The organism is Eubacterium aggregans (genome assembly GCF_900107815.1).
GTDB lineage: Bacteria > Bacillota > Clostridia > Eubacteriales > Eubacteriaceae > Eubacterium_O > Eubacterium_O aggregans.
In genome coordinates this window covers 78,703-92,459 of the sequence record NZ_FNRK01000001.1, presented here as the reverse complement: position 1 = coordinate 92,459, position 13,757 = coordinate 78,703, and the positions used below count along the sequence as shown (strand labels likewise).

The 13,757-nt window shown below is 50.3% G+C and carries 17 protein-coding genes; 14 read left to right on the top strand and 3 right to left on the bottom strand.

Annotated features, from left to right (window positions below; all coding sequences use genetic code 11):
• Nucleotides 1-37: 37 nt before the first annotated feature.
• Nucleotides 38-364 (top strand): cupin domain-containing protein, encoded by a 327-nt coding sequence (locus BLW33_RS00485; RefSeq protein WP_090304088.1) that lies wholly within the window; start codon nt 38-40, stop codon nt 362-364.
• 57 nt (nt 365-421) lie between these two features.
• Here the strand turns inward: BLW33_RS00485 and BLW33_RS00480 are convergent, their stop codons facing one another.
• On the bottom strand, nt 422-721 hold the full coding sequence (locus BLW33_RS00480; protein ID WP_090304086.1) for a DUF2442 domain-containing protein: 300 nt from the start codon (nt 719-721) through the stop codon (nt 422-424).
• 14 nt (nt 722-735) lie between these two features.
• On the bottom strand, nt 736-1,002 hold the full coding sequence (locus tag BLW33_RS00475; protein ID WP_090304085.1) for a DUF4160 domain-containing protein: 267 nt from the start codon (nt 1,000-1,002) through the stop codon (nt 736-738).
• Nucleotides 1,003-1,243: 241 nt separating this feature from the next.
• On the opposite strand from BLW33_RS00475, the gene ureA reads away from it, so the two are divergent.
• From ureA to BLW33_RS14550, 11 genes are all read left to right on the top strand, one after another.
• On the top strand, nt 1,244-1,546 hold the full coding sequence (gene ureA / locus BLW33_RS00470; protein ID WP_090304083.1) for an urease subunit gamma: 303 nt from the start codon (nt 1,244-1,246) through the stop codon (nt 1,544-1,546).
• Nucleotides 1,547-1,555: 9 nt separating this feature from the next.
• Entirely contained in the window at nt 1,556-1,921 is a 366-nt protein-coding gene (locus BLW33_RS00465; protein WP_090304082.1) for an urease subunit beta, read from the top strand.
• An 11-nt stretch (nt 1,922-1,932) separates the two neighbouring features.
• Nucleotides 1,933-3,654 carry an urease subunit beta gene (gene ureB, locus BLW33_RS00460; protein WP_090304080.1) on the top strand — a complete coding sequence of 574 codons (1,722 nt, stop codon included), beginning with the start codon at nt 1,933-1,935 and terminating at the stop codon, nt 3,652-3,654.
• 15 nt (nt 3,655-3,669) lie between these two features.
• Entirely contained in the window at nt 3,670-4,176 is a 507-nt protein-coding gene (locus tag BLW33_RS00455; RefSeq protein WP_090304079.1) for an AmiS/UreI family transporter, read from the top strand.
• Nucleotides 4,177-4,218: 42 nt separating this feature from the next.
• On the top strand, nt 4,219-4,698 hold the full coding sequence (locus BLW33_RS00450) for an urease accessory protein UreE (protein ID WP_090304078.1): 480 nt from the start codon (nt 4,219-4,221) through the stop codon (nt 4,696-4,698).
• Complete coding sequence (locus tag BLW33_RS00445) at nt 4,682-5,368, top strand: urease accessory protein UreF (RefSeq protein ID WP_090304076.1); 687 nt, start codon at nt 4,682-4,684, stop codon at nt 5,366-5,368. Before BLW33_RS00450 ends, BLW33_RS00445 begins: the two co-directional genes overlap by 17 nt.
• A 25-nt stretch (nt 5,369-5,393) precedes the next feature.
• A complete protein-coding gene (ureG, locus tag BLW33_RS00440; protein ID WP_090304075.1) occupies nt 5,394-6,008 on the top strand; it encodes an urease accessory protein UreG in 615 nt (204 codons plus the stop codon).
• Nucleotides 6,005-6,799 carry an urease accessory protein UreD gene (locus BLW33_RS00435; protein ID WP_090304073.1) on the top strand — a complete coding sequence of 265 codons (795 nt, stop codon included), beginning with the start codon at nt 6,005-6,007 and terminating at the stop codon, nt 6,797-6,799. The genes ureG and BLW33_RS00435 overlap by 4 nt, the downstream gene beginning before the upstream one ends.
• Before the next feature lie 296 nt (nt 6,800-7,095).
• Nucleotides 7,096-7,815, top strand: a complete 720-nt coding sequence (locus tag BLW33_RS00430) for a DUF5986 family protein (RefSeq protein WP_090304072.1) — start codon at nt 7,096-7,098, stop codon at nt 7,813-7,815.
• A gap of 19 nt (nt 7,816-7,834) precedes the next feature.
• A complete protein-coding gene (locus BLW33_RS00425; RefSeq protein WP_090304070.1) occupies nt 7,835-9,028 on the top strand; it encodes a helix-turn-helix domain-containing protein in 1,194 nt (397 codons plus the stop codon).
• A 12-nt stretch (nt 9,029-9,040) separates the two neighbouring features.
• Entirely contained in the window at nt 9,041-9,412 is a 372-nt protein-coding gene (locus BLW33_RS14550; protein ID WP_090304069.1) for a PBECR3 domain-containing polyvalent protein, read from the top strand.
• 372 nt (nt 9,413-9,784) lie between these two features.
• Here BLW33_RS14550 and BLW33_RS00410 read toward each other — a convergent pair whose 3' ends face one another.
• Nucleotides 9,785-10,810, bottom strand: coding sequence for a threonine aldolase family protein (locus BLW33_RS00410; RefSeq protein WP_090304065.1), 1,026 nt, complete (start codon nt 10,808-10,810; stop codon nt 9,785-9,787).
• 447 nt (nt 10,811-11,257) lie between these two features.
• On the opposite strand from BLW33_RS00410, the gene BLW33_RS00405 reads away from it, so the two are divergent.
• A complete protein-coding gene (locus tag BLW33_RS00405; protein ID WP_090304063.1) occupies nt 11,258-12,691 on the top strand; it encodes a sigma-54 interaction domain-containing protein in 1,434 nt (477 codons plus the stop codon).
• Between the two features lie 237 nt (nt 12,692-12,928).
• Nucleotides 12,929-13,741 (top strand): N-acyl homoserine lactonase family protein, encoded by an 813-nt coding sequence (locus tag BLW33_RS00400; RefSeq protein ID WP_090304062.1) that lies wholly within the window; start codon nt 12,929-12,931, stop codon nt 13,739-13,741.
• The last annotated feature ends 16 nt before the right edge of the window (nt 13,742-13,757 follow it).

Genomic DNA, 13,757 nt, shown 5'->3' with positions numbered 1-13,757 from the left:
GGGGGGAGCGGATTGTGTTGATGAAAAAGGAGAAATTATGAAGGTCATGACACCGGAAAATATGACGACCCTCCTCCGGGAGGACGGGGTCGCCATGACGGCTCTGTTTTCAGAAAGCAGCGCCACCATGGGCCATGCAGTCTTTCCGCCGGGGACAGTGGTTCCCTTTGCCGCCCACGATGCCGACGAGTATTCCTACATCCTGTCGGGAGAGGTCAAGTGCAAAACCGAGGATGGCGTGGTAACCACCATGACTGCCGGCTGCAGCGGCTTCATCCCCGCCGGAGAGTCCCATTCCAGCTACAACGATTCAGACGCCGATTGCGTTTTGGTTTGGATGCTGGTGGGGACCTCAAAGGCATAAAGAAAGGGTGCAGCATCCCCAGACGCATGAGATGCTGCACCCTGTTTCTCTCTAAATCTAAGCAATGGCGTTTGCTTCGGCTGGAACCCCATCAGAATAAAGGGTTTCTGGCGCAATATCCACCGAGCCGTCACACCATGTCGCTGTCCCATAATCGATGTAGACCTGGGAGAAAACCTCCGGGTTCTGCAAGGGGATGAAGGCAGGGAAGGATAGCAAAGGGGTGCAGTCGAAAATCTTTGCTTCACCGGTACTAAAACGAATCCACAGCCGATAGTCGCTGAGGGGACGAATGCCGCAAACGGAAGGGCTGGTTGGGGCTTCGCCGGCATAGACAATATCATCGATGATGTACATGATCGGGTACCTCCTTATTGAAGTGGTGCGATTTTTCCAAAGGGAATATTACGAAGAGCGTTGTTCCATGCAAGATACAGTTCCTCTTCGTGAATGGCCGCCCAGGCATTGACTAATTTAAACTGTTTGACGGGAAGACTACCAGCAAGAAGCTCACCGTCAATACCGATAGAGGCTTCATATTCACCATAGTATACATGAAAATGAGGCTTGTGGTGTTGTCCGCTATCAGAATATAGCATTTTAATGACAATATTGTAAAAACGACATAGCTCTGGCATGGTGTGCGCTCCTTATCCTTGGTTTAATAGCATTATAACAGGCTTATCCTAAAGTTTAAACATAAAATTTATATTGATCTAGGGTTGCAGCCGTCAAAAAAAGACAGGCGCCTCATACTTGACACCCCCCATCCACAAATGCTATAATTTACAAACAATCTAAAAAACGGCAAGCAAAAAAGACAAAGAAGTCGACGATTTCTTTGTCTTTTTTTGCGTTGAGTTCAAAGGAGGATACACCATGCGATTAAACCCAAAGGAACAGGAAAAGCTCATGCTGCACCTGGCGGGGAGTCTGGCCAAGGAGCGGATGGGCCGGGGCCTGAAGTTAAATTATGTGGAGGCGGTGGCGTATTTAAGCGCCGAGCTCCTGGAGCTGGCCCGGGACGGCAAGACCGTGACGCAGCTTATGGGGCTGGGCACAAAGCTGCTCACCCGGGCGGATGTCATGGAAGGCGTACCGGAGATGGTGGAGGAGGTCCAGGTTGAGGCCACCTTCCCCGACGGGACCAAGCTGGTCACCGTGCACAACCCCATTGTATAAGGAGGCACTATGTTAATCGGACAAATCATCGCCAAGGATCGGGAGATTATTTTAAACGCAAACAAGGAGACCGTCACCCTCATGGTGGCCAACACCGGGGACCGACCGGTGCAGGTGGGTTCCCACTATCATTTCTTCGAGGTGAACCGCTGTCTGGCCTTTGACCGGGGGGCGGCCTACGGCTTCCACCTGGACATCCCCTCGGGGACCTCGGTGCGCTTTGAGCCTGGGGAGGAACGGGAGGTCAAACTCACGGCCTTCGGCGGCACCCGCCGCATCTTCGGCTTCAACGATCTGACCTGCGCCCAGGCCAACGCCGCCACGGCACCCGCGGCACTGGAAGCGGCAGCCCTCAAGGGCTTTACGACAAAATAGGAGGACAGCATATGAGCACGAAAATATCCGGCGAAACCTACGCCATGATGTACGGCCCCACCACGGGGGATAAGGTCCGCCTGGCGGACACCAGCCTCGTCATCGAGGTGGAGAAGGACTACACCCACTACGGGGATGAGGTCAAATTCGGCGGGGGCAAGACCATCCGGGACGGCATGGGCCAATCGGTCACCACCCGCAGCAGCGACGGGGACTTGGACCTGGTCATCACCAACGCTCTGATCCTGGATGTGACGGGAATCGTCAAGGCGGACATCGGCATCAAGGACGGCAAGATCGCCGGCATCGGCAAGGCGGGGAACCCCAGCACCATGGACGGGGTCACCCCGGGGATGGTCATCGGGGCCTCCACCGAAGCCCTGGCCGGGGAGGGGATGATCGTCACCGCCGGGGGCATCGATACCCACATCCACTTCATCTGTCCCCAGCAGATTGACTGCGCCCTCTTCTCCGGGGTCACCACCATGATCGGCGGGGGCACCGGACCGGCAGACGGCACCAACGCCACCACCTGCTCCCCGGGGCCCTGGAACATCGAGATGATGCTGCGGGCCGCCGAGGAGTATCCCATGAATCTGGGATTCCTGGGCAAGGGCAATTGCTCCGCAGAAGCACCCCTGGTTGAACAGGTGGTAGCCGGGGCCATGGGACTGAAGATCCACGAGGACTGGGGGAGCACCCCGGCGGTCATCGACCATTGCCTGAATGTGGCGGATGACTATGATGTCCAGGTGGCCATCCACACCGACACCCTCAACGAAGGGGGCTGCGTGGAGGATACCCTGGATGCCATCGCCGGGCGGACTATCCACACCTATCACACCGAGGGGGCCGGCGGCGGCCATGCCCCGGACATCATCCGGGCGGCGGCCACCCAGAATGTCCTGCCCTCCTCCACCAACCCCACCATGCCCTTCACGGTGAATACCCTGGACGAGCATCTGGATATGCTCATGGTCTGCCACCATCTGGACAAGAAAATCCCCGAGGACGTGGCCTTCGCCGATTCCCGGATTCGTCCGGAAACCATCGCTGCCGAGGATGTCCTCCACGACATGGGGGTCTTTTCCATGATGAGCTCTGACTCCCAGGCCATGGGCCGCATCGGTGAGGTCATCACGAGAACCTGGCAGACCGCCAGCAAGATGAAGGATGAACGGGGTCCCCTCCCCGAGGATGCGGGTAAGGATAACGATAATTTCCGGGCCAAGCGCTACATCGCCAAGTACACCATCAACCCTGCCATCACCCACGGCATCGCCGACTATGTGGGCAGCGTAGAGGTGGGCAAGTTCGCCGACCTGGTGCTGTGGAACCCCGCCTTCTTCGGTGTGAAGCCGGACATGGTCATCAAGGGCGGGATGATTACCGCCGCCAAGATGGGGGATGCCAATGCCTCTATCCCCACCACCCAGCCGGTGCTCTACCAGCATATGTTTGGAGCCCATGGCCGCGCGGTGGAAGCCACCTGTCTGACTTTCGTCTCCCAGGCGGCTATGGATGCCGATGTGAAGGGGGCCTACGGCCTGCAGAAAACCGTGGTGCCGGTGCGGAACTGCCGCAATATCGGCAAGGCGGATATGCGCTACAACGACGCCACTCCGGCCATCACCGTGGATCCGGAAACCTACGAGGTTTGCGCCGACGGCGAGTCCATCACCTCCAAGCCCGCCGAGGCCCTGCCCCTGACCCAGCTGTATAGCCTGTTTTAGAAAGTCGAGGAAGCTATGCTAGGCGTCTGTTTACTCTTCGTGGGCATCGTGCTCATCAACAATGGCATCTGCAATCTGACGGGTGTCGACGGCAAGTCCGCCGCGGTCATGAATTTCCTCACCGGCGGCCTGTCCCTGTTCATCAACTTCGTCAATCTGATCCAGGGCAATTACTACGCCGCGGGGACGGGTCTGCTCTTCTGCTTCACCTATCTCTACGTGGGCATCAACAATGTCTTTGAGCTCAGTACCAAGCCCTTTGCCTGGTTTTCCACCTTCGTGGCCATCAACGCCCTGATCTTCGGAACTCTGGAGGGCTTCGTGGGGATCCCCGCCTGGGGCATTACCCCGGATATTCGCTGGGCCGTCATCTGGTATCTCTGGGCCATCCTCTGGGGTACCGCCTTCGTCGAGGATATCTGCGGCAAATCCCTGGGGCGCTTCACGCCCAAGCTCCAGGTGGTGGAAGGGGTGGCCACGGCCTGGGTGCCGGGGGTGCTCATGCTCTTAGGGATGTGGTAGGCCTGCGGCCCCAATGGATTTATAATTGTGAAGGAGAGAACTATGCTGTGTGAAAAAATCCTCGGCCAGATGGAGGACGCCGCCTACGCCGGAAAAACGGTGGACACGGTGGCCATCCACTGGGACGAGGCCTTTAAGAAGATTCATCGCAAGGTCAGCGCCGCCGGAGTGGAGGTGGGGATCCGTCTGGACGACCACATCCTCCACCGGGGGCTGCGCTCCGGCGATGTGCTCTACGCCGACGAGGCGGGCATCCTCGTGGTGGACATCCCACCGGCGGAGGCCATCGTCTTCTCCGTGGTGCCCAATCATCCGGAGATGCTGGCCAAGGCCTGCTACGAGGTGGGCAACCGCCACGCCACCCTGTTTTATGGAGAATCCCCGGACACCTTCATCACCCCCTATACCGCCCCCATGATGAAGCTGCTCTCCAGCCTCCACAGCCTCACCGTGGAGATCACCCAGATGCGCTTCAATTTTGACAAGCGCCTGTCGGAGTCCATCAATGGCCACTCCCACTGATTTCCTCCTCCTCCAGATTAACGATGCCCTCTTTCCCATCGGGGGATACTCCCACTCCTGGGGGTTAGAAACCTACATACAGGAGGGCATCGTCGCCGATGTCCAGGGGGCGGGGGACTACATCCGCTCCCGGCTGCGCCACAGTCTGCTCTACACCGAGCTGCTGGCGGTGCGTCTGGCCTACGAGGCGGCAGCCCGGGGTGACGGGGAGGCCTTGTCCGCACTGGATGACATCCTGGAGGCCAGCGTCCTCCCCAGGGAATCCCGGGAGGCCATGGGCAAGCTGGGGTCCCGATTCATTAAGACCCTGGACAGCGCCTCACTGCCCGCGCTGGCCCCGGTTTGGGGCGGCTACAGAAGCGCCCCGGGGGTCCATCACCACGCCGTGGCCTACGGCGTCCTCTGCGCCGCCGCCGGCATTGGGAAGGCCCCGGGGCTTTCCCATTTTTTGTACGCCCAGGCCTCGGCCATGGTGACCACCTGTGTGAAAACCATCCCCCTGAGCCAGACCCTGGGCCAGGCCCTGCTGGCGGAGCTGCACCCTCTGCTCACGGAGCTGGTGGTGGCGGTGGAGGAGCTGCCGGAGTCCATGCTCTGCGTCGGCTGCCCGGGCTTCGATATCCGGGGGATGGCCCACGAGGTGCTGTATTCCCGGCTGTATATGTCCTGATTGTATAGGGATGGAAGGAGAAAACATGTCATTTGTGAAAATCGGGGTGGCCGGGCCGGTGGGCTCGGGGAAAACCGCCCTCATCGAAAATTTAGTGGGCCATATGGCTGCGGATTACAGCATCGGGGTGATTACTAACGATATCTACACCCAGGAGGATGCCGAGTTTCTGTGCAAAAGCGGGGTGCTCCCCCGGGAGCGCATCCTCGGTGTGGAGACCGGGGGCTGTCCCCACACCGCCATCCGGGAGGATGCCTCCATGAATCTGGAGGCCGTGGACGAGCTGCGGACCGCCTTCCCGGATTTGGAGCTGATGTTCATCGAAAGCGGTGGGGATAACCTCTCCGCCACCTTCAGCCCCGAGCTGGTGGACGCCACCATCTTTGTCATCGACGTGGCCGAGGGGGATAAAATCCCCCGCAAGGGCGGCCCCGGCATCACCCGGTCCGATCTGCTGGTCATCAATAAAATTGACCTGGCTCCCCATGTGGGGGCGGACCTCTTTGTCATGGAGCGGGACTCCAAAAAGATGCGGGGGGATCGCCCCTTCCTCTTCACCAATATCCGAGGGGAGGAGGGCACTCAGGCCGTCCTGGACTGGATTAAAGCCGCGGTCCTGCTGGAGGGGGTGGCACCGTGAGGGGCAACGCCTTCGGAAAGCCATCGACCCTGAGGCTAGCCGCAGCCTGCCGGGAGCGGTGGACCCACATCGCCGACCTGGATTTCACCGCGCCCTTTAAGGTGATGCAGCCCTTCTATCCGCCATCGGGGGCCATGGAGGTCATGCTCCTCACCGCCTCCGCCGGGCTCATGGAGGGGGACCGCCAGGAGATTGAACTGGCCGTTGGCCCCGAGGCCGCCATGGTTTTCAAATCCCAGGCCTACGAAAAAATCCACCGGATGCCCGGGGGCGGCCAGGCCACCCGCCGGACCCACATCACCCTGGAATCCCATGGATTTTTGGATTACAGCCCTCAGCCCGTCATTCCCTTTGCCCAGTCCGCCTTTGAGAATACCCTCACGGTGGACCTGGCCCCGGCGTCCCGCTTCATCCTCCGGGAGGTCATCGCCTGTGGCCGGGCCGCCAGGGGAGAGGCCTTTGACTACCGCTACTTCCACAGCCATACCCAGGTGCGCCGGGAAGGGCATCTCATCTATCGGGACAATATCCGCTTCGATCCCGAGGCCTTTGATCTGGCTGGCATCGGGCTCTACGAGGGCTACACCCACATGGGCGCCCTCACCCTCTTCGGCATCCCCGTGGATAAAGCCGCCCTCTCTGCCTTTCGCAACCAGATCGAAGCCGCCGATGAAATCATCGGCGGCGCCACCCGCCTGGCCAGCGGCGATGTCGCCATCCGCCTGCTGGGGCGGCGGGCCCAAGGGTTGGAGGTAGTGATGGGGGAAATGGTGGGTGCGGTGGATGTCTAAGGATAGGTTTCTTTTTATCTGTGAGTTGTGATGTTCTTTAAAAATGTAGAACAATTAATTAAATCGCTTTATGGACTGTTATGCTTATAGCAAACAGTCCATTTTTTGTAGATAAATTTTTAGAGCAAGGTTTTTATGCGAATGTAGCAATAAATATAAACTGGTTCGATTAAGTGATACAGCGCTGAATGATGATATAATTGCAGTAGCAATAATTAAAATTACTTTACAATTTAAAATTTTTAATATATTTTACTTGACTAAATTACGATATTTAGTAAAATATAATTAAGGAGGTGATTTCTATCAAGAAAAATATTGTTAAACGTACAATCGTACAAGGTATCCAGAATGGTCTTCAAGAAATTAAAGAAGCTCGACTAGAGAATATAAAAAAAGGTATTCCTACATCAAATGGACTAAGTCTTTACAATTGGAACTTTTTTAATTTAGGGCTCAAAAATATTTTGGAAGTCAATAATATTCCTTTTTTTATTGCGCATAAGAATTCGTGGAAATTTTTCTTAGTCTACGATGAGGAAACCAAGGATCTCTATGCTATTATGCGTGCAGAGAGATTAGAAAACATCATTAAAAGCAAGGGCGATTGTTCTGAACATTATATTAATGCGCTAGCTACACTTAATAATTGTTCCGCTTCTGAACCCATTGAGCAACAATTATCGATGCTTTATTCAGATAATGACAATAAATTAATTGAAAGAAAATTACTTCAACAGAGGAATCTGCTTTGCTCAGATATCAATCTCGAAGATACTTCAAACTTTTATGTTGTTTCTATCACTGAACAAATGGGAATACTAACCAATGTATCAGCGATACAGATTAAACAAGGCTTTAATATAATCAATCAAGAAAGCTGGAATGAATTTATTGGTACTGAGTATGAAGAAGAAAACAAATATAATATTACGAATCCAGAAATTTCGACCTTTGCACCTAAAGTAACTTTGAAAGCCAAAAAAAGGAAATCCGAAAAGAAGAGTATCGTTTGATTTAGAAAAGAGTTATGCAATGGATAATTTAGAAAATGCGTTTAATTTTGGGCGCTTAAAACTTGCCAGAGAATATTGTGGTCTTACGATAAAAGAAGTCGCTGAGATGAGTGGTGTGACAAAACAGGCGATTTCACAATTTGAAAATGGAAAGGCAGAGCCAAAGGTAGAAACGTTAAAAAAAATTACGGACTGTCTAGGTTTTCCCCGACAATATTTTTATGATGCGCCAAAGACGAATGCAATCTTAGGAGATACATATTTTCGTTCTCTTCAAAAAACGACGATGCGACAAAAAAATAGCCAAATTGCCCATCTGATTTTATTAGCCCAAATCTATACATTTTTAAAAGAATATATAGAATTCAAATCATTTATACCATTGAAATATAATCATGTGAACATTGATATTGAAGAACTTGCTAAGTTAGTTAGAAAAACATGGGAACTTGGCAATGGCCCCATTTTAAATATAATTGATGTAATGGAACGCAATGGAATTGTGATGGCATCCGTATTTGCAAACTGCGATGAAATTGATGCCTATAGTCAAGTCCAAACTATTGGAGATAATCTTGTGCCAATTGTTATCCTTGGTTCTGATAAAGAGAGTTTTTACCGGAGAAATTTCAATGCAGCACATGAATTAGGGCACATCTTAATGGATGACGATTATACAGTTGAAGAAATGACGAGTACGGAATACCGCGAAATGGAAAAAAAAATGAATGCATTTGCGGGTGCTCTTCTAATTCCAAAAGAAATGTATCGAAATGATCTTAAGGGGAATCAAATAACAAATATATCTTTGTATTTAGAATTGAAAAAGAAGTATCATGTCTCTGCTTCTGCACTTATTGTACGTGCCCATCAAATTGGAGCGATAACTCATGGACAATATCAATACCTGATGAAACAAATGTCAGAAAAGGGATATCGAAAAAAAGAACCTTTAGATAGTGAAACACCTTTAACTGAACCACAATATTTGAAGAAAGCGATTGAATTCTTAATAAATGAGGAATATTTTACGTCTGAAGAATTAATAGATGAGCTTTCATTATTTGGAGTTTCACTAAATAGAGATAAAATAGAAGAACTATTGAACTTAGAAAAAAGTTTTCTCAGAAGTGAAAATCTATATGCATTTCCACAAATAAAACTAAACAAAAGTCTTAAAGGTCAATGTATCTCTGACGAGAAAGAAGAATAGGAAAGATTACCAGTGGTCGTATTAGGATATATTTCCGAAGAAATAATCAATACCCTTAGATTAGACTTATCCCCGGGAGCACCCATTTATATTGGAGAGAGTAATATTCGACATATGAAAAAAAGTCACCCAGAGGATTATAAACGGTACAGACATCTACTCAAGGAAATACTGAATGATCCAGATTATGTTGGGATTAATCCATCTGATCAATCCATAGAATTTGTGAAAGAGATTCAGATGGAGGATGAATTTATTAAAGTGGCTGTGCGTGTATCCCGAAATGGAAAACATTATGCCCGTACGCTATATAAGTTAAACACTCGGAGAACCCTTAATTTCATACGGGACGGCAAACTCCTGAAAATTGACAGAAAGCACTAAATAATGTACAATATAAATACAAAGGGAACCAGAGGACGGAACGGGCAGCCGTCGCCCCTCACAAGAGGTTAGGAGATGTGGGAAGTGTCACCCCACCTGATTCCCAATGAGACCACCATGACGGTGGTCTTTTTTTGTACCCGTGGCGAGCTGCCTATGGATGTAAAAATCTCACCGGAGCAGGATACAGTCTGGCTGAATCGGCAGCAGAAGGCAGAATTGTTTGACAGAGATTCAAAACAATTGGTAAACATATTAACAATGCAATTTCAGAAGAATTGCAGGATCAAGTGGTAGTCACAAAATTTGCGACTACCACTCAACACGGGGCAAGGGATAGCGAAGGCCGTGGATATGCCTGAAAAGGGCCAATTATAAAATCCTCTTTAAAGCCTCTAAATCCTCCGCTGTGGTGGACCAGCTTGTGGCAAAACGCACCACAGTATGGTTGTCATCCAGCTTTTCCCAAAAGGAAAAGGACACGTCCTGTTTAAGCCTTTTCATCTGGGCGTTTTCCAAAATGATAAATTGCTGATTGGTAAAGGACTCCAGGTAAAAGGAATAACCCCGTTCCGTGAAAATAGCCTTTAGCTCCTCTGCTAATCCAATGGCGTGGCGGCTGATTTCAAAATACAAATCATGGGTAAAAAGGGTATCGAACTGAATACCGAGGAGTCGTCCCTTAGCCAGCAGGGCACCCCGCTTTTTCACCGCCGTCATAAAATGCCTTGGCTGATTCCCTTTGGTAAAGACAACGGCCTCACCACATAAAGCCCCTACCTTGGTTCCCCCGATGTAAAACACATCACAAATTCGGGCAATATCTGCCAGGGTCATGTCTGAAGCGGCGCTCATAAGCCCATACCCTAAACGGGCACCATCAAGGAAAAGGGGGATTTTATAATCCTGGCAAACCCCGGCGATGGCCTCTAGCTCCGCCTTGGAGTAAAGGGTACCATATTCCGTAGGGTGGGAGACGTAAACCATCCCCGGGAAAACCATATGCTCATAATTTTCATCTGCAAAATAGTCACTGAGGTAATCTTTCAATACCGCGGCACTAATCTTGCCTCCGGCCTGGGACAGTTCTAAAACCTTGTGGCCAGAATACTCAATGGCACCGGCTTCATGGGTGCTGATATGCCCGCTTTTTGCAGCTAACACCCCCTCATAATCCTGAAGCATGGTAGAAATAACAATGGCGTTGGTTTGCGTCCCTCCGGTTAAAAATTCTACCTCTGCCTCTGGACATCCACAGGCGGCTTTTATTTTTTCCTTCGCTGCGCTGCAGTAGGCATCGGTTCCATAGCCCGGCAGGCACTCCAAATTCGTTTCAGACAATTGCTTGATGATTTGGGGATGTGCCCCGGCAATATAATCACTTTGAAAATCAATCATTTTGTCACTCCTTTGTTTCTGGTTTCAATGAACCATTCTATCTTACAAAGATTCCAGCTTTTAGGCAAAAAACACTGTACAGCGGTATGGGGAAGAGGTCATTTTCGTCGCCGAAGTTTCGTCCGGAGATCCGAATGCCGCAGGGAGACCCGTAGCGTTTCATAAAGACCTTCAGGCTGCCAGCCCCAATGATATAATATTTGGGTGCCTTTAATGAGTCTGCCGCCCAGAGATATTAAGAACCTCCATGGCGCAGCATTAGGGCCTTGGGGATTTTGGGATACAGGATGGTTTCCATGGGGAGGACTCTTTGGTTTTACTGTATTAATTATAGTATAGATCGGGCGTTAGGAGAATACAATTGCTTTTAGTAGTGATTTAAAAATACAGTGCTTTCCGATCGAAAATACAGTATAATGGACACAAATTGAAGAAGGCAGGTTGATTATGGAGAGAAATCCTGTATATCTTTCAGAGAAGAAAAAGCTGCAATTTTTAGAAGAATATGAGGATCCATTGGGATGCTTGGCTGCAATATTAGAGAGTTCTTTTGATGGGATTTTTATAACCGATGGTGAGGCGAATACCATTTGGTGCAACCATTCCTATGAGGTGGTCTCCGGCCTTAAAATGGAGGAGGTAGTGGGCGAAAACATGAGCGAGTTAGTGGAGCAGGGGGCCATCAGTCGTTCTGGAACCCTCATGGCCATTGGCTCCCAGACCTCCGTTACTATCGATCAGCATTTTCGCACTGGGAAGCAGGCCATTGTGACCAGTACACCTATTTTTGATGAGAATAAAAAAATAATCATGGTGGTCACCAATGTTCGGGATGTTTCAGAAATTTATCAATTGAAGGAAAAGCTGGTTCAGAATGAAGAATTGACCAAGAGATATCAGGCAGAAATCGAATTGATTCGAAGTCAATTGGAGGGGGATCATGATTTCATCGCTGAAGATGATGTAACCTTGGAAATTTTGAGAATGGCTCAGAGAGTGGCTCAAATGGATACGGTAGTTATCCTCTTTGGGGAGACCGGGGTGGGGAAGGAGCGCTTCGCCAACTATATCCATCATAATAGCCAGAGAAAAACCAATGCGTTCATTAAAGTCAATTGCGGCGCCATTGCCGAAAGCCTGGTGGAAAGTGAGCTTTTCGGTTACGAGCCGGGCTCCTTTACCGGGGCTCAGGCCAAGGGAAAGCGCGGCTTGTTCGAAGTGGCGGATCAAGGAACAATCTTTTTGGATGAGGTAGGGGATCTGCCCCTTACGGCTCAGGTCAAGCTATTAAGGGTACTTCAGGAAGGCGAGGTCACCCGTATCGGCGCAAGTCAGGCCATCCCGGTGGATGTTCGAATCTTAGCTGCGACCAATCGGGATTTGCAGCAGCTGGTTGATGAAGGAAAGTTCCGCGCAGACCTTCTATATCGTCTGAATGTTTTTCCGATTACCCTACCGCCTCTTCGGGAACGGCCACGGGATATCCCAGCATTGACCCAAAATATGTTAAGCCACTTGAATCGAAAGTATAATCAGAATAAAAAGATGACACAGCTGGCCATGGCCAGCTTGATAGAATATGAGTGGCCAGGCAATGTTCGAGAGCTGCGCAATGTCATCGAACGGGCCTTCATTCTTAGTGACGGTGAAAACATTGATGCCGTGGCGGTGGGTCTGCAAAAAAATACTGAGAATATGACGGATGCTAGTGGACAATTGAATCTTAAAGGCCTTTTGGAGGAAATTGAAGCGAAATATATCCGACAGGCCTATGTGGAGCATGGCGGTGTGCGGAAGGCGGCTCGAAGCCTCGGCATGGATCCGGCCACATATATTCGAAAGCGAAAAAAATACACCCAGGACAAAATGGTTCAAAAATAAAACAATGATTCAAAAACAAAACAGCCCCAAGGGGCCTTCTGATGGGAAAGTGATGAGAAGGCCCTTGGGGTTGTTTTGTTTTTAAAACAACTGGCTTTTTTATAAAAAGAATAAAGGGAGGTTGAACGAACGGTAGATTGCGGATTTGTGAATTTTTTTGAAGAAAAACAAAAAGTGGCACGCGACTTGCTTTAATACAGGGCAAGGGAAACACCCAAATCAAGAGGAGGAATTATTATGGAAAAAGCGAAGAAGCTGTATATTCTGAACACCGGTTATCTTGAAACAGATAAAAACAATGTGGTGAATGGCGCAACTGTCGGAACGAGAAGTAATCCCATTGTTCAAAATGAGTGGATTCAGTTACCGGTTATGGCATTTCTGATCGAGACGGATGATGGCTACATTCTTTACGACACGGGCAGCAACCCGGCAGCAATGGATGGCTACTGGCCCATCAATCTCCAGGAAGTCTATCCCTTATATCAGAAAAAGGATGAGACCCTGGATGCGCAATTAGCATTATGCGGGGTGAAACCCGAGGATGTTAAAACCGTTGTGGTTTCCCACCTGCATCTGGATCACGCTGGCGGATTGTATCTGTTTGAACATGCGGATGTTTATGTCCCGGATGCGGATTATAAGAATGCTCTGTTCATGGTACATCAAAACCCCGATCCCACCAAGCACGGCGGATATGTCAAGGGAGATATGGATGTTTCGCTGAAACAGGTCCACTTGGTTAAGGAAGATTTTGAAATCGCCCCTGGGGTTGAGGTCATTAATCTGCCTGGACATACACCGGGATTATTGGGACTCGTGGTCCACTTAGAGGGTCAGACAATCATCCTGCCCCAGGACTGTGTCTACACTGAAGAAATCTTCGGACCACCGGCTAAGGCTTCCGGCCTTCTGTATGATTCTATTGCATATTTTGAATCCATCGAAAAGGTGCGGAAAATCCAGAAGCAATATGACGCAAAGGTCATCTATGCCCATGACAGTGAATTTTTCAAAACCCTGGAACTGGCACCTAATTGCTACGAATAGAATAGAAAACTAAAAA